Below are 15796 nucleotides of genomic sequence, written 5' to 3'. Positions count from 1 at the left end.
GACTAGCAACCCGGGGTGCGCTCCGCATTTCGGCGAAGCCGCTGGTGGATTCACCTCAATCACATACTACTGCGTTTAGCGGCTAATTTGAGAAAAAGAGCCCCTAAACGGGAAGAAGAAAAGAACTATTGGCTCTGCCCCCGCAGAGCCACCAAAGAAAGGAAGTATAAAATGTCTGAAGTGAAAAAAGGGTTGTTCCATGATTGGGTACCCAAGCCGGTGGGGCTGTTGGTCCTGTTGGTGCTTACCTTAACCGTGCTTACCACCAACGGCCTGTACACTGCCAATATCACAGACATGGTAGGCGGGCTGGGCACCCTGGCCGAATACCTGACCATGGCCAACTTTGCCTCATCTATTGGCATGGTGGTGGCGTTCCCGCTGCTGTTGAAGGTAAAATCGCAGGTAAGGACGCGGCACATTCTCCTCATCTGCCTGAGCGCCACGGCAGCCCTAACGCTGCTCTGCGCCCACACCACCAGCCCCCAGGTAATGATTCTGGCCAATTTCCTGCTGGGTACGTTCAAGATGTTCGCCATGATGGAGGTAATCATCCCGGTGATGGGCATGATTAGCCCAGACGGGAACCGGGGCCGTTTCTACGCGGTGTTTTACCCCATCAGCATCATAGCGGGGCAGGCTTCGGCGTACTTTACGGCCCAGTTGGCCTATGACTATAACTGGCAGCTGGTGTACTACTTCATGCTGCCGGGGCTGCTGCTGAGCTTGGCGCTGGTAACTGTCTTTTACCACAATGAGCGGTCCATCCCCAAAGCGCCCTGGACCGGGGTAGACTGGCTGAGCCTGCTGCAACTGAGTGGTTTCCTGATGCTGCTCAACTACATTCTCTGTTTTGCCAAAGTGGAGGACTACTTCAACTCGCTCTACATCCAGGGGGCCTGTCTGGCGTTTGTGGTACTGGTGCTGTGGTTTATCCGGCGTCAGTTTACCTTGGCGCAGCCGCTGCTGAACCTGGCCATCCTTAAGCGCCGCAACGTGTGGGGCGCGCTGCTCATGGTCTTTCTGGTGGGGCTGTTCATGGGCACTGGTTCAATCCAGAGTGCGCTCACCGTGGGAATTCTCAAGTTCAACCCGGTGACCAACGCGCAGATCAACCTCTGGATGGTGCCAGGCATTGTGGCGGGTGGTTTTTTCCTGTTCTTCTGGAACAAGTATCAGCGGAGGCTCAAGGAGATGGTGCTGGTGGGGTTTGGGGTGTATACCCTGGCGCATGTGGTCATGTACGTGAACGTGCATCCCGGGGCGGGTGTGCAGGATTTTTACCTGGCCTCGGCCATGAAAGGCTTTGGCATGGTGGTGCTGTTTGCCACCCTGGGGGTTTACGCCGCCGATAAATTGCAGATGCAGGAAATGTTCACGGCCTCCACGTTTCTCATCATCTTCCGCTCGTTTGTGGGGCCGGCATTTTTCTCGGCGCTGGTGTCTTATGGCATGTACCACGGGCAGATAGACAACCTGAACCAACTGGCCCAGAACATGGACGCGCTCCATCCCGCCGTGGCGGCCCGGGCCTTGGCGTCTGGGGTGCAGGGGCTGTACGGTTCTGTGACGGTACAGGCCGTGCTCCTGACCGTGCAGGAAATGTTAGGTTATGTAATTCTGGCGGGCGGTGCTATCTTAGCGGGAGTTGCCGTGTTCCGGTTTGGCAAAATAAACCGCCGCAAACTAGTGAACTGGCGTAAAAAGTGGCGGGCCGCGGTGGCGTTCCAGACCATTACCTCTTAAAAACCAGACCAGATGGAGTACAACTATAAGCAAATCCAATTGATGGAAACAGCCGAGCGCCTGTTTGCCACCAAAGGCTACGCCGCTACTTCCATCCGGGACATTGGCCGGGAAAGCAAAGCTAATTCGGCTATGATCTCGTATTATTTCGGCTCCAAGGAAAACCTGCTGCAGGCTATTCTGGACTACCGCACCACCAACCTGAGCCAGTTCCTGAACGAGATTGTGCACCGCCATCTCTCGGCCCGCAAACGGATGCAGCAGGCGGTGAAGGTCTACGTGCAGAAATGCATTGAGCGGCGGTATTTCTTCGCGCTGCTCATTCAGGTGCAGATGCTGGAGAGCGATTCTCAGGCGCTGGCGCATTTCTACGCCCTGCGCGACCGCAACGTGCGCTGGGTGCAAACCATCATTAGGGCGGGGCAGGCCAACGGGGTGTTCCGGAAGAAGCTGGACGTGCCGTTGCTTATGAGTACCATCTCGGGTACGGTGAACCACTACATCCTCAATCAGGCCTACTTCAGGAAGATGAACCAGTTACAGGATTTGCCCGAGGCCGAGTTCCTGCACCACCTGCAGCGCGAACTCAGCCGCCACCTGGACCTGATCCTGCAGAAGATCCTGTTCAAGAAGCAAAAGAAGGCCAAAGGTATCTCAGAGGATAGTACGGGGAGTACTGCTTCCTAAGCCGCGTTTGCGTAATGTTGTGGGGTTTCAGGAAAGGTTTGCCCATTGGCTCCTTCGCTGGTTTAGTGCCGTTTTTTGAAAAACAGCCCCTAAACGGAATCACCCAGAAACTCTCCTGCGCGTAAAACCCCAGACGCATTAAACTTGTTTAGCCCCATATGGACCTACGGAAAAAGATCATGAAATGGCTCTACCCGCTCATCATGCGGCTGAGCAAAGGCACCAGCAAGGGCCGGGTGTTGCAGAACGAGAAAAAAGCCTCTCCGGCCCAGCCGTTCTACAACCTCAGCGCGGTGCTCAGCAACGGCCAGCCGCTGGACATGGGCCAGTTCAAAGGCAAGAAGGTGCTACTGGTGAACACGGCCTCCAACTGCGGCTACACCGGCCAATATGAAGAGCTCCAGCAGCTGCATGAGCAGCACAAAGACCAGCTGGCCATCATCGGGTTCCCGGCCAATGACTTCAAAGAGCAGGAGAAAGACGATGACCAGACTATCTCGCAGTTCTGCCAGGTTAACTTTGGGGTGACCTTCCCGCTGGCGAAGAAAAGCGTGGTGGTGAAAGACCAGAACCAGAACCCGGTGTACCGCTGGCTCACCCAACCCAACCAGAATGGCTGGAACGGCCACGCCCCAGACTGGAACTTCAGCAAATACCTGCTAGACGAGAACGGGGTGCTCACGCACTACTTCGGGCCGGCCATTTCGCCGCTGGGCGAGGAAATGCAACAGGCGCTGAAGAAATAAGTTCTGGTTTTTATTACGCACGTCTGCGTTTAGGGGCTGTTTTTTGAAAAACAGCCCCTAAACGCAGACGCAGTTTTTTTATGGCGCGATGGCGCAGCCGGTGTGGGGAACTCAGGTTTCAGGGCTGGGCACTTTTCCGTACTTTTGCGGCTCCTTATGAGAAACACCTTCCTTCCGCAAAGCCCAGTTACTCCACCGTGAGGCGGGGCAGCGCCTTTCCTGTTTCCTTTTCGTTTTAATTCGGCGGGCCTTCTTTGCCGCCGGAACCTCCTTTCTATACTTTACTTGTAACCTTGATCTTTAAAGGATGAAGCCATATGTACGTTTATTTGATTTTAGCCAGAAAGTGAATTACCGCGCGGAGATTCTGGCCGGGCTCACCGTGGCCATGACCATGATTCCGGAGTCTTTGTCGTTTGCAATTCTGGCCGGTTTTCCGCCGTTGGTGGGGTTGTACGCGGCCTTTATCATGGGCCTGGTGACGGCGGTGCTGGGCGGAAGACCCGGTATGGTGTCTGGTGGGGCGGGGGCCACGGCGGTGGTGCTCATCGCGCTCATGCAGAGCCATGGGCTGGAGTATGTGTTTGCGGCCGTGGCGCTGGCGGGCGTGTTGCAGGTGCTGGTGGGCGTGTTCAAGCTGGGTAAGTTCATCCGGCTGGTGCCGCAACCGGTCATGTACGGGTTTGTGAACGGACTGGCCGTCATCATCTTCATGTCGCAGATAGAGCAGTTCAAGACCGTGGTGAACGGCGAGGTAACCTGGCTGTCTGGGGCACCGCTCCTCACTATGGCGGGTTTGGTGGCCCTCACCATTGCCATTATTCTCATTTTCCCCAGAATCACGAAAGTCGTACCGGCCTCCCTGGTAGCCATTGTGGTGGTGTTTGCCGTGGTGCTGGGCTTTGACATAGACACCAAAACCGTACGGGACATTGCCGAGGTGGGCGGGGGCTTGCCGCCTTTGCATATTCCGGCGGTGCCGTTCACGCTGGAGACCCTGCAGATCATCTTCCCGTACGCGCTCATTATGGCCGGGGTGGGCTTAACCGAAAGTCTGCTCACGCTCAACCTGGTGGATGAGATTACGGGCACCCGCGGCAACGGAAACCGTGAAAGCGTGGCGCAAGGCACGGCCAATGTGCTCAACGGCTTTTTCTTTGGCATGGGCGGGTGCGCCATGATTGCCCAGACGCTGGTGAACCTCTCGGCGGGAGCCCGCGCCCGGCTGGCGGGTATCATTGCAGCCTTCACCATTCTGCTCGTGATTTTGCTGGGTGCGCCCCTCATTGAGCTGGTGCCCATGGCGGCGCTGGTGGGCGTGATGGTGATGGTGTCTGTGGGTACGTTTGAGTGGATCAGCTTTAGAATCATCAATAAAATGCCGCGGCAAGACGTGTTTGTGGGCATGTTGGTGGCGGTAATCACCATCTGGCTGCACAACCTGGCGCTGGCGGTGCTCATTGGCGTAATTATCTCGGCCTTGGTGTTTGCCTGGGAAAGCGCCAAACGCATACGCGTGCGCAAGCACCTGGATGCTGACGGGGTGAAGCACTACGAGGTCTACGGTCCGTTGTTCTTCGGGTCAACCGCGGTGTTCACCGAGAAATTTGACGTTGCCGATGACCCAAATACCGTGATCATTGATTTCAAAGACAGCCGCGTGGCCGATATGTCTGGGATTGACGCCCTGAACAAACTCACGGAGCGGTACCAGAAAGCCGGAAAGAAACTGCTGCTCCGCCACCTGAGCCCCGACTGCCGCCTGCTCCTGCAAAACGCCGATGCCGTGATTGAAGTCAACATTCTGGAAGACCCCACTTATCACATCGTCACAGATAAAATCTAGGGCCGGTTGTTCTTTGGGTGGAGGCAGGACATAGAATGGTCCCTTCTTTACGTACACCCTAGACAGCCCCGCCTGCGGAATGAAACCAAGAAGCGGCAGCGGCTTTTTACCCAACCACAGAAACAATGGATGAGCAATTATTAGCGGCTGTGCAGGAGGCCGCGCAAAAGAAGAAATTCACCAAGATACAGTACGTGACTAACCTGCAGGAATACCTCACCGTGACGGCCCTGATTAAACAGGTGCAGGAACGGGAAGACGGTATTTACCTGGAGCTGGCCACCGGCGAAGAGATTAAGTTTGACCAACTGGTAAAGGTAGGAGACACGCCCTCCAACAAATACAACAGCCGCGATTTCACCTGTGACTGTTAACTGTTGCCCCACTTGCGTTTAGGGGCTCTTTTTCCAAAAACGGCCCCTAAACGCGCAGTCAAAGTAAAAGGCATGTCTGTAGAAGTGTTTTCCTTCTGCAGACATGCCTTTTCTGTTCACTACTTTGTACGGTTGAACCTATCGGCGCCAGCCGGGCACCAGCTTGTAGACCTTGCCGGTAGTGCCTGTGGGGCCGGTGAGGCTGGAAACGGTCAGGTAGAGTTCGCCCTGGTTGTCTTGCCCGAAGCCTTTAAGATAATAACCCAGGTCATTGGGGCGGCCTTTCAGGTTGACTTCCTGGTAAGACCATAGGCTGCGTTCGCCCATGGGAGTGGCCATGAACAGCTCCCCGTTGGGAGTGCCGGGGCCCTGGGAGAACGTCCCGAAGAAGTATTTGCCGTGGTAGCCCGGCAAAGTAATGCCGCGGTACACGTTGCCGCCAATGATGGTGGTGGCCCTTCCGCCTTTGGGGTTGCGGTAGTTGTTCATCTCAATGACCGGGTCTGAGAGCGGCACGCCGTAAGCATCTACGGTGGGGCAGTTGGCAAGCTCCTGCAAAGGGTTGGCGGCGTCAAAGCAGTGGGTGCCTTCCTTCACGTTCCAGCCGTAGTTGCCGCCGCTTTTCACAATGCTAACCTCCTCGTAGAGCAGCTGCCCGGCATCGCCCACGAAGAGCTGGCGGCCCCCGGCCATGTCAAAGGAGAAACGGTAAGGGTTCCGGAACCCGTAGGCGTAAATCTCGTCGCGGCCCGGGCGGCCCACCAGCGGGTTGTCTCTGGGAATGGCGTACGGGGCGCCGCGGTCCACGTCCAGCCGCAGAATATCCCCGAACAGGTTGGCTTCAATGTCCTGGCCGTTGCCGCCGGCGTTGGCTTTGTACCAGTCTTCCACGTGGCCGGGAGCTACGTCATTGGCCCCGCCGCCATCACCAATGGCAATGTAGAGGTACCCGTCTGGCCCAAAGGCAATGGTGCCGCCGTTGTGGTTCGTCTGCGGATCGTCTAGCTGGAGAATGACGCGTTCAGTACCTATGTCGGCTTGGTTGGGGTTAGACGAGGAAACCCTGAATTCTGAGATGCGGCTCAGGTTGTTCCAGGTAGTAGTGGGCGTGGGCCCGCCCGCTCGTGGCGGAAGCGTGTAGTAAATGTAGAACCGGCCGTTTTGGGCATACTGCGGATGGAAGGCCAATCCCAGCAGTCCGCGCTCATCATAGTTGGGGGAAAGGGGCACCATTTTGCTGCTCACGTCTATGAACGGCCGGGAGAGTTTGCGCCCGTTCTGGTCAATGACCCAGACTTTGCCCACCTGGTCAATCACGAAGAGCCGGTTGGTTTGGTCCGGGACGGCCACTACGCCCAGCGGGGAGGCCAAGCTATCGGCGACCAGCTGGAGGTCCAGGGGAGCGCCGCCGGTTTGGGGACGGGCTCTGTCTTCCAGAATTTCCTCAATTTCTTCGCAGCCGGGCAAGGTGAGGGCCATGCTGGTAAGCACCAGGAGCAGGAGGGAGGCAAAGGTGAATCTAGCTTTAGGAGCTGTAAAGGTAATCTTCATGAGATTTGGTTTTGTGACATTGGGTTTCATTTGAATGCAGATGCACAGGAACAAAGGCTTACCCGGTTAAAGAAGTTGGTAAGCCCGCCGGAGACCATGAAGTAGAACTGTTCCTTCGGCCTTGGGGCCAAAGAGTACGCTGGTAAGAAGAGAAGTACTGTGAAAAGGCTAGAAAGAGGTCATTCGCAAATCAGAAAACAAAGCCGAAAAGCCGCTTTGCCAGATGGGGTGCAGAGGATGGAAAAAGGGGAAGCGATGTGCTCACAAGACCATATTTCTTGCAGAGTTGGGTTGGCTGAATATGTGCTGGAACAGGAAACGGCCAAAACTAAATCATACGCTCTTAGGAAAGAGGAGAGGAGCCAAGATTTGCAGCTACAGGCATTTTGTGCGCCCTATCTGCTGGTTTACAGTATGAAGATTGCTTTTGTTGTTGGTAAAAGTAAAAGTAATTTTGAATTAATGCTATTATTGGTAGAAAAATATGTACCAACAGTAAATGCGTTTAGGGGCTCTTTTTAGAAAAAGAGCCCCTAAACAGAAACTCCATGAGCAAGAACCGTGGAGTTTCTGTTTAGGGGCTAAAAGAAGAAAGAGGAATCTGGTCAGCAACAGGCAAGTTGAAAAGAGCCATCTGCTAGTGAGATATATGCGCTGAACTCAGGCAGAATAAAATGGTACGCCCACCTTGACAACTTCTATTAGAGGCAAGTTTTCTTGCCCTGCACTTGCTTAGGTGACCGAAGGAGTTCTGCTGTGGTATTTACCGTTTACCTCTGGGCGGACGATTGTCCTCCCGGCGGTCCCGGCTGCCTCTCTCCTGATCTCTGTTCCTGTCATTTCTGGGTCCGAAGTTTTTGTCACCTCTGGGGGCGCCAGCGGAAGGGCCTGAATTCTGCTTGGGAACTGCGGGCTTGGCCGGGGCCTGCGGGCCGCGCAGGTGAATGACCAAGCCATTAAGGAAATTGCGCAGCAGCTGATCGCCGCAGGGTTTGTAGTTAGGGTGGTCTTCCTGCCGGAAAATAGCGCCCAGCTCGCTCTTGGTCACGTTGAAATCCACCAGCTTCAGGATACTGATAATGTCATCGTCCCGGAGTTGGAGCGCCACGCGCAGTTTCTTCATGATATCGTTATTGGTCATAGCCTTGCCTTAAATGGTGCACGAAAGTACGTATACGCAGCAAAAAAGCAAGCCAGCCATGGGAGTTGAATAGATCAACCCTTCTTTTTAGGATCTGGCGTAGTGAATTTCTCCAAGGCTTTGTTCCGCTTGAATTCCATTTTCCCAAACCGGTAGTTCACGCTCAGCCGCACAATGCGGTTGTAAGTGTTGTTGAGGTTCACGTTGTTGGAGTTGGCGTTGTTCACGGTGGTTCTTATGGAGTTATTGCCGAACAGGAAGTTCTCCACATTGAGACTCACCCCGCCTTTGCGTTTCCAGAATTCCTTGCGCAAGCCCAGGCTGTACGAGTACTGGTAGGTGCTGCGGCTTTGCAGAGACAGGCGCGGCGAAGTAAACGAACCGGCTGTCTGCACACTAAAATCATTCACGAAACGGTAAGACGCGTTTCCGCTGAGGTTGTACATAAACCCCGACCGCTGAATAGCTCGCTGCCCCACAAAGCTGTTGAGGTCATTGTAGAAAAGGTTCAGGTTTAAGCCAACCTGCCCTTTCTGGTTGAAACGGGTATTGGCAGAAAGGCTGGTGCCGTAGGTGGCATTCTTGCCCAAATTGTCAAAAGTGGTGTTGAGCGTGTCATTGTTGAGCGAGACCGGAAACTGGTACTGGGCAATGTCATTATTGGTTTGCCGCCAGTAAGCCGAAACATTGAGGCTGGTGCTTTTATAGAGCCAGCTATAGTTGATCTCAGTGTTGTGGGTGAGTTCGGCCTCCAGGTTAGGGTTCCCGTACCGGATGTTCAGCTGGTTGCTCTCGTTGCGGTAGGGATTGAGCTGCGAAATGCCGGGCCGCTGGATGCGGGTGGCATATGACAACCGCAGCCGCTGGTTATGCGGGAGAATTTTCATGAACATCACGTTGGGCATGAAATTATGGAAAGGCTTCTGCAGGTTGGTGGTGATGTTGTTGGTGGCGAAGTCACCGGCTACGTGGGTATACTCATAGCGCCCGCCTACCCGTATGGTATAGATCTTTTTAAGCCGAAGGGTATAGGAAAGGTAAGAGGAGTACACGTTCTGGTTGTATTGAAACTCGTTGGAGCGGGCGGGGTCTTCGGCCAGCGGGGCGGTTTCTGAGCGGGAGAAACGGAAGTCATAGTCACTGCCGGAGTTACGCAGCACTGCCCGCATCCCCGCCTCCAGCCTACCCAGTTTCTCTAAGGGGTGGCTGTAGTCCAGTTGCAGATTCACTTCCCGGTTCTGGCTGTGGTTATCGCTTTTCTCCAGGCGGGTGACGGTTTCCTGTCCGTTTTCCTCGGCCAGCGCGTAATCGCTGCGGTGTTGGTTGGTGTTAAAGCTGGAGATAAAATCCAGTTCCCGTCCTTTTTGCCGGAACCGTTTCTTGTAGTGCAGATTGGTTTCAAAGCCCTGGCCTTTGTTGGAGTTGTCAATATCTCGGAAGCGGAAGTTGGCCAGTTGCTCCTCCCCGGAAGGAGTGTACTGGCGGGTGGACAAGGTGCGGTCGGTGAGGTTGCGTGAACCGTTCAGGCGCACGTTCACGCTCAGGTTGTTGTTCTCGTCAAAGTCATAATCGCCGCCCAGCTGGCTGAAGATGGACCGGCCGTTGTTCTCAAACGTGCTGCTCTGTCTAATAAGCTTGGAGGGCGTCTGGATGAGGTTCTCCTCCCGAAAATAGACCTGGTCAGATTCAGAATCGCCGTTGCGGTCATTGAAGTTGCCGCCCACGCTCGCTCTCAGGCCTAGTTTATTCTTGCGGTAATTGAGGTTGGTGTTCAGGTTATTGGTGCGGTTGCCGGTGGTGGCGGTCACTTGGCCGGTCATGCCTTCCATGGAGCTCTGTTTGGTGATGATATTGACCACGCCCGCCGTGCCCTCTGCCTCATACTTAGCCGATGGGCTGGAAATGACTTCCACGCTCTTGATCATGTCTGAAGGGATCTGTTGCAGGGCTTCGGCCAGGTTGTCTGAAAGCATGGTGGAAGGCTTGCCGTTGATCAGGATCTTGATCTTGGGGCTGCCGCGCATCTCCACGTTCCCGTCTATGTCCACAGCCAGCGACGGTACTTTCTTCAGCACGTCGGCGGCCGTACCGCCAATGTTGGTGATGTCGTTTTCGGCGTTGTACACCAGCCCGTCATCGGTTTCCTGAATGAGGTTCTTTTCTCCGGTCACCACCACTTCCTCCAGGGCTTTGCTGTCGGTCTGCAATGGGATCTGGCCCAGTTGCAGGGTTTTCTCAGCGGCGGTAACGGTAATGGGGTGCAGCTTGGTTTGGTACCCGATGAAACTGATGGCCAGGTCATAGGCGCCGGGCGCCACGTTGGGGAGCGTGAACGTACCGGTGGCATCACAGGGGGCGCCGCCAATAGGTTTGCCGCTTTTGTCCTGAAGGGCCACCGTGGCAAATTCTACCGGGGCTTTGGTGAGGGCATCTACTACTGTACCCGTTACAGAAACACCCGCTCGCTGAATTATAATTGCCCTACGTTCCGCGCGGGAGGGCAGGCTCCAGCCAATGAACAGCAACAGGATCAGAAGGAGCGTAGGTAAGCGCAGAATCATAAGCTGTAGCATGTGTTTCATGGAACAGGGGCGGCAGTTGTGGACAATGAACAGAAATGGACTATTTACACAACGTGCACGCAGTCTACCTCTGGCTGAATCCTATAGACAAAGAATAAATCCATAGGTTTAATCCCTGACTTTAAATTTATTAAAAATATTATTGGCCGAGGCTTGCTTTAAGGTTTAAAAAACTAACAAATAGTTGAATTCTGTGAAAATATAACAGCCAGCTGTGGTAGTAGCATTGAGGAACAAGTGCTGTTGGATCAAGTTGGGGCTTAAAAAAAGAGGAGCCAGACATTTTAGCCTGGCTCCTTTTTAGGTAGGACTTTTTATGGTTCTAATAGGTGAGCATTTCCACTTTACCGTCCATGGTGGCGGCAATGAGGCGCCGCTTGGGCAGCACATTCACGGTATTCACCATGGAGTTGTCAATTTTATGGGCCCAGTTTACCTGCTGGGTCTGCGGATTGATGCTGTACACCACGCCGCTCTTGGTCCCGAAGAACACGGCCCCGTCTTTCTCAATCAGCATGGAAGGCACGTGCTCATACCCGAAACCGGCGTTCATTTTCCAGGCCAGTTTGGGAGCGGTTTTGTTTGTCTCAAACGCCACTACCTGGTCTTGCATGGTTTTGCCGTACACCAGTTTTTTATCGGCCGACAGGCCAAGGGATTCGCGCACGGTGGCTTCTTTGCTGCGCCAGAGGGCTTCTCCGGTTTGGCTGTTCAGGGCGGTGATGAAACGGTCTGGCGCCACAATGTACACCACGCCGTCATGGGCCACTGGAATACACATGGCCGGGGAGAACATGCGGTTAGGGGAACCGTTGTTCCATTTCCAGGCCAGGGAGCCGTCTTTCTGGTTTACCGCGTACAGATGGCGGTCCCAAGCCCCGAAGATGATTTTCCCTTCATAGGCCAATGGTGTGCTCACCACGGCTCCTTCCAGCCCGGCAAACTCCCAAACGGGCTTACCGTTGGCCGCCTCCAGGGCTCTGAACTTCCCGTCGCTGCCGCCAATGTAGACCGTTTTGTTTTGCACCAGCGGAGAACCCAACACTGAGGCACCGGTAGCGGCTTTCCAGGCGAGTTTGCCGGTTTTGGCTTTCAAGGCGTAGATGTTCCCGTCGCCGGACCCGAAGATGATGAGATCTTTGTACACCGCCGGGGAAGAGAAGATACCGCCGCCGGTCTGGAAGGACCATTTCAGTTTTCCGTCTTTCTCAGAAAGCGCTTCCACTTTGCCCACGCTGTTGCCAAAGATCACCAGACCTTGCGCGTTCACGGGCGTGGAGATCACGTTGGCGTCTGAGTGGTAGCTCCAGGCTTTTTTGGTGGCGGCGTAGGTGGTGTTCACGTCAAAGGAAGGACGGTCATAGGTTTTGCCGTCATTGTAGTTGCGGGTGCCCAGGGCCAGGCGGCGCCATACGGGTTTGGTGCCCACGCCCGGGGTTCTTTCTGAGAACAGCACGGAGTCTGCGCGCATCTCCACCAGGTTGTACCCGCCAATGGCTTCTTTGGCCCGCAGGTTAGAGCGGCCCATGGTGCCCGGCAGGCCCTCAGAATCTACCACGGTGTTCTGGTGGCCGTGGCCGCAGATGGTGTACTGGGTGTTATACTTCTTGAGGCGGTCAATGGCGTCATACCAGTTGTCCAGGCCATTGTCCAGGGGGTAGTGGTTTACAAACACAATGGGCTGCGTTTTGGACGTGGCAGCCAGTACGCTGTCTAACCAAACGGTGGCATCACGCGGAATATGGCCGTCTGACATGCGCACGTATGGGCCCGAGGCGCAGCCAATAAACTTGATGCCTTTATGCTCAAATACAAATTTGTCTGACCCAAACTCCCGGATGAAACTCACCCCACCAGACTCTGACCAGCCGGTGTCATGGTTACCAGGCACAATGTAATAGGGTATTTTCAGCTTGCTGATGATCTGTTTGGCATGCTTGAGTTCTTTGTTGGTGCCCATCTCGGTGATGTCGCCGGTGAGCAGCACGAAGTCAATGCCGGGCAGTTGGTTAATGTCGGCGATGGTGCGCTCCAGGTCTTCTTCGGCCCCGCCGCTGGGCGAACCAATGTGGGTGTCTGTGACAAACGCGAATTTGAACGACTGCGCCAGGCCGGGCTGCGTGGCAAGCCAGGCGCAGAACAGCAGGAGCAGGAGGGGAATTTTTTTCATGGGTAAGGTAAGAATGATTTAAGCGGGCTAATATCCGCAAAAGGTCATGGATATTCCAAACTTCACAGCGGGAGGCGCCTTTTTTTGCCAGGAAATTGCGTTTAGGGGCTCTTTTTTGGAAAAGAGGCCAAAACTGGAGCCGGGAAAACAGAAAAGGGCAGAAGAACCGCTACCAAAACCCAAACCGATAAATCTGAGTAAATTCCTTACTTTAGGAACTTCAACCAACGTTATTCCCCGTGCCACAATTCCTGATTACCGCCCTAGATTACACCGATGCCCAAGCTCTGGACCGCCGCATGGCTACCCGCCCGGCGCACCTGGAGATGGCCAAAAAGCTGAAAGAGTCCGGCAACTTTCTGCTGGGCGGTGCCATGCTCAATGAAGAAGAGAAAATGATTGGGTCCACGCTGGTGCTGGAGTTTGACAGCCGAGAGCAGATTGACCAGTGGTTGGCGCATGAACCCTATATGCTCCAGAAAGTCTGGGAGAAAGTAGAGGTCACCACGTTTAAGGTAGCCAATATCTAATCTTCCTTTTCAGGGGACCTTCTCAGGCTCTCTTAAATTCGGCCGTATTGCGTTTAGGGGCTCTTTTTCAGAAAAGAGCCCCTAAACGCAGTTATGTCTTACAGATACCAACCAGCCTCCGGAGCCAAGGATAAGTAAATCTTATCGCCGGGGGTGGCTTGGGTGGCGGTGGTTTTGATTAACAGAACTGTGTCTGCCCACTGCACTTCCAGCTCATAGTAGCTGCCATAAAATGTGACACTACGAACCTGGGCCTGTACCGCCTGACTGCTTGCTGAGGTGATGGTAAATGCCTCGGGCCGTACCAGCAGCCTCTTGTGTTGGTGCTCAGGGGCCGGAACGCCCTTCAATACCTGCGCCAGCTCCGGAGAAAGCAGGTTGTATTTCCCGAAGAGGCTGGCCACGTACTCATTGATGGGTTGGCGGTAAATCTGCTCCGGGGTTCCGGCTTGGAGCAGCTTCCCGTTCTGCATGACCAGAATTTGCTGCGCCCAGGAAAGCGTATCCAGCGGATCATGGGAAATAAGCAGGCACGTGATCTCCAGTTGCTCGCCAATGTCTCTGATGATGGTTTTGAGCAGGTTCTTATGGCCGGTGTCCAGGTTGGAGAACGGTTCATCCAGGAGCAGGAGCCGGGGCGAGGTGAGCAGCAGCCGGGCCAGGGCAATGCGTTGCCGCTCTCCGCCGGAGAGTTGGTCGGTACGGCGGTGGAGCAGGTGCGTGATGCGGCAAAGGGCATAGAGCGCGTCTGCGGCTTCCTGCTCCAGAGAGTTGGCATAGCGCAAGACCTGTTCTACCCGCAGAAATTCGGGCAGTTCATACTGCTGCGAAAGGTACGCAATACCCGGATGGCCAGCCACCAGTTTCTCGGCGGGGCCCAGCACCCGTTCCTCCTCAAAAAAGACTTGTCCTGCGTCTGGCTGTATAAGCCCGGCAATGATCTTGAGCAGGGTACTTTTGCCAGAACCGGTTTCGCCAGCTATGGCAATTCGCTCAAACTCCCGCTGGGTAAAGCTGATGTCTTGTACTACCGCCTCGTCTTCGCCCTGCTTGCTAATTCCTGCAACTTTAAGAAACATCATATATTTACGAGGGAAGACCTTTTGCCTGTGGATGGTTTTCCGGATTTGAGAGGGGATGGATACCCTATGGAAAATGGAACCTGTTGGTGTTTCGTGCTGACCTGGTGTTTTGACATTACTGATGCCCAGATGCTTATTCTTGCGGGGTTTGGGAGGAAACCGGCGTTAGCTGTAACTCCTGCGCATGAGGGGCCAGGGCCTGAATAATGAACGTGATGTGCTCCGCCAGATCTACCTGAAGCAATTCGGCGCCCAGCCTCACTTCCTGCCGGTCAACTTAAGCCGCGAAACTGGCCTGTTTCAGTTTCTTCAGCACCGATTTCGCTTCCAGCCCCTCCAGCCGTTGCGGACGTACCTGGGCGCAGGCCACCACAAAGCCCGTGATCTCATCGCAGCCCAGCAAGGCTTTGTCCAGCAGGCTCTCGTGCGGCACGCCCCAGTGGCTGTAATGCGCCGAGATGGCATGGGCCATTTCTTCCTCGCCGCGTTCGCGCAGCAGGTTCACGATCACCTGGGGATGTTGCGTAGGGTGCGCTTCATAGTCGGCGTCATGCAAGAGGCCGGTGTTGCCCCAGAGTTCTTCGTCCTGGTTCAACTTCTGGGCATAGGCGCGCATAACCAGTTCAACGGTGCGGGCATGGCGTAAAAGGCTCTCGCCTTTGGTATATTCCTGCAAAAGCTGAAGCGCTTCTTCTCTGGTCATGGATGTGTGCGTTTAAAACCGATAAGTTACTTCCTGCGCCCTTACGGTGCAAGCCAGACATAGACCGCTCTGCGTTTAGGGCCTATTTTTAGAAAAACGGCCGCTAAACGATAGGTGCGTGCCTCAGCCCTGTAAGCTGTGTTTTTAATGATGGTGGTGATGATGATGGTGATCGTCGTCCTCAGGTTTATGGCGCAGGTTCTGGATAGACCCAAACACGAAAAGGGTGCCCCAGCAGAGGTACAGGTAATTGAAAGAGGCGATCTCTTTGCCCCACAGGTGCAGCAGCAGGTGCGCCAAGGAAGACATGATGAGGCCGGTGACCGCAATGAACTGGAAGGAGTTCATCGCTTTGGGATTATAGAGCTTGTACCATTCCATAGGCAAAGGTTTTGATGGTTTCTTCCGGTTATAAACTCGGAAGAAATTCTTGGTATTACATTACTATACGTGAAACGGGCATGGGAGGCAAAAGGGGAGAGGAGCGCCTTTGCTCATGCGGGCATACACACCGCGAAGGTAGCGGTTTCTTTCATCGGTTCAGAAAAATGGTTTCCGTAATTAGAAGGATGCCCTAACAAGAAGAGGCCCCACTTGGTGGGGCCTCTTCTTGTTCACAAATCAAATCAATCTATCTT

15 protein-coding genes are annotated in these 15796 nt (G+C 54.5%); 7 read left to right on the top strand and 8 right to left on the bottom strand.

Annotated features, from left to right (window positions below; genetic code table 11):
• Window positions 1–171: 171 nt before the first annotated feature.
• From EFA69_RS05350 to EFA69_RS05330, 5 genes are all read left to right on the top strand, one after another.
• On the top strand, window positions 172–1746 hold the full coding sequence (locus EFA69_RS05350) for an MFS transporter (protein ID WP_148041269.1): 1575 nt from the start codon (window positions 172–174) through the stop codon (window positions 1744–1746).
• Window positions 1747–1758: 12 nt separating this feature from the next.
• The gene (locus EFA69_RS05345) at window positions 1759–2433 is read left to right on the top strand and encodes a TetR/AcrR family transcriptional regulator (protein ID WP_123132072.1); all 675 of its coding nucleotides are present in this window, start codon (window positions 1759–1761) and stop codon (window positions 2431–2433) included.
• A gap of 158 nt (window positions 2434–2591) precedes the next feature.
• Window positions 2592–3179, top strand: a complete 588-nt coding sequence (locus EFA69_RS05340; RefSeq protein ID WP_123132071.1) for a glutathione peroxidase — start codon at window positions 2592–2594, stop codon at window positions 3177–3179.
• A gap of 307 nt (window positions 3180–3486) precedes the next feature.
• Window positions 3487–5025 carry a SulP family inorganic anion transporter gene (locus tag EFA69_RS05335; protein ID WP_123132070.1) on the top strand — a complete coding sequence of 513 codons (1539 nt, stop codon included), beginning with the start codon at window positions 3487–3489 and terminating at the stop codon, window positions 5023–5025.
• 125 nt (window positions 5026–5150) lie between these two features.
• A complete protein-coding gene (locus EFA69_RS05330; protein ID WP_123132069.1) occupies window positions 5151–5399 on the top strand; it encodes a hypothetical protein in 249 nt (82 codons plus the stop codon).
• A 138-nt stretch (window positions 5400–5537) separates the two neighbouring features.
• Here EFA69_RS05330 and EFA69_RS05325 read toward each other — a convergent pair whose 3' ends face one another.
• The gene (locus EFA69_RS05325) at window positions 5538–6950 is read right to left on the bottom strand and encodes a PQQ-dependent sugar dehydrogenase (RefSeq protein WP_221175675.1); all 1413 of its coding nucleotides are present in this window, start codon (window positions 6948–6950) and stop codon (window positions 5538–5540) included.
• A 159-nt stretch (window positions 6951–7109) separates the two neighbouring features.
• Here EFA69_RS05325 and EFA69_RS05320 point away from each other — a divergent pair, with 159 nt between their 5' ends.
• Window positions 7110–7472, top strand: coding sequence for a hypothetical protein (locus EFA69_RS05320; RefSeq protein WP_148041268.1), 363 nt, complete (start codon window positions 7110–7112; stop codon window positions 7470–7472).
• A gap of 241 nt (window positions 7473–7713) precedes the next feature.
• On the opposite strand, the gene EFA69_RS05315 is transcribed toward EFA69_RS05320, so the two are convergent.
• The 3 genes from EFA69_RS05315 to EFA69_RS05305 all read right to left on the bottom strand — a co-directional run bounded on the left by EFA69_RS05315 (window position 7714) and on the right by EFA69_RS05305 (window position 12843).
• Window positions 7714–8091, bottom strand: a complete 378-nt coding sequence (locus EFA69_RS05315; RefSeq protein ID WP_123132067.1) for a DUF1456 family protein — start codon at window positions 8089–8091, stop codon at window positions 7714–7716.
• Between the two features lie 74 nt (window positions 8092–8165).
• Window positions 8166–10664 (bottom strand): TonB-dependent receptor domain-containing protein, encoded by a 2499-nt coding sequence (locus tag EFA69_RS05310; RefSeq protein WP_221175674.1) that lies wholly within the window; start codon window positions 10662–10664, stop codon window positions 8166–8168.
• A gap of 331 nt (window positions 10665–10995) precedes the next feature.
• Window positions 10996–12843, bottom strand: a complete 1848-nt coding sequence (locus tag EFA69_RS05305) for an outer membrane protein assembly factor BamB family protein (RefSeq protein WP_123132065.1) — start codon at window positions 12841–12843, stop codon at window positions 10996–10998.
• 239 nt (window positions 12844–13082) lie between these two features.
• Between EFA69_RS05305 and EFA69_RS05300 the strand changes: the two genes are divergently transcribed.
• Window positions 13083–13373 carry a YciI family protein gene (locus EFA69_RS05300; RefSeq protein WP_123132064.1) on the top strand — a complete coding sequence of 97 codons (291 nt, stop codon included), beginning with the start codon at window positions 13083–13085 and terminating at the stop codon, window positions 13371–13373.
• 98 nt (window positions 13374–13471) lie between these two features.
• On the opposite strand, the gene EFA69_RS05295 is transcribed toward EFA69_RS05300, so the two are convergent.
• The 4 genes from EFA69_RS05295 to EFA69_RS05285 all read right to left on the bottom strand — a co-directional run bounded on the left by EFA69_RS05295 (window position 13472) and on the right by EFA69_RS05285 (window position 15539).
• Complete coding sequence (locus EFA69_RS05295) at window positions 13472–14455, bottom strand: ABC transporter ATP-binding protein (protein WP_123132063.1); 984 nt, start codon at window positions 14453–14455, stop codon at window positions 13472–13474.
• Window positions 14456–14588: 133 nt separating this feature from the next.
• On the bottom strand, window positions 14589–14717 hold the full coding sequence (locus EFA69_RS20580; protein ID WP_262696967.1) for a hypothetical protein: 129 nt from the start codon (window positions 14715–14717) through the stop codon (window positions 14589–14591).
• A gap of 15 nt (window positions 14718–14732) precedes the next feature.
• Complete coding sequence (locus EFA69_RS05290) at window positions 14733–15158, bottom strand: HD domain-containing protein (RefSeq protein WP_245964505.1); 426 nt, start codon at window positions 15156–15158, stop codon at window positions 14733–14735.
• 144 nt (window positions 15159–15302) lie between these two features.
• Window positions 15303–15539: a hypothetical protein gene (locus EFA69_RS05285; RefSeq protein ID WP_123132062.1), complete on the bottom strand. Its 237-nt coding sequence runs from the start codon at window positions 15537–15539 to the stop codon at window positions 15303–15305.
• Window positions 15540–15796: the final 257 nt, after the last annotated feature.

The sequence above is a fragment of the Rufibacter immobilis genome (genome assembly GCF_003721565.1).
In the GTDB taxonomy this organism is placed as follows: Bacteria; Bacteroidota; Bacteroidia; order Cytophagales; family Hymenobacteraceae; genus Nibribacter; species Nibribacter immobilis.
The sequence above is the reverse complement of the archived record's forward strand: the minus strand, read 5'-3'. Positions and strand labels throughout refer to the sequence as shown.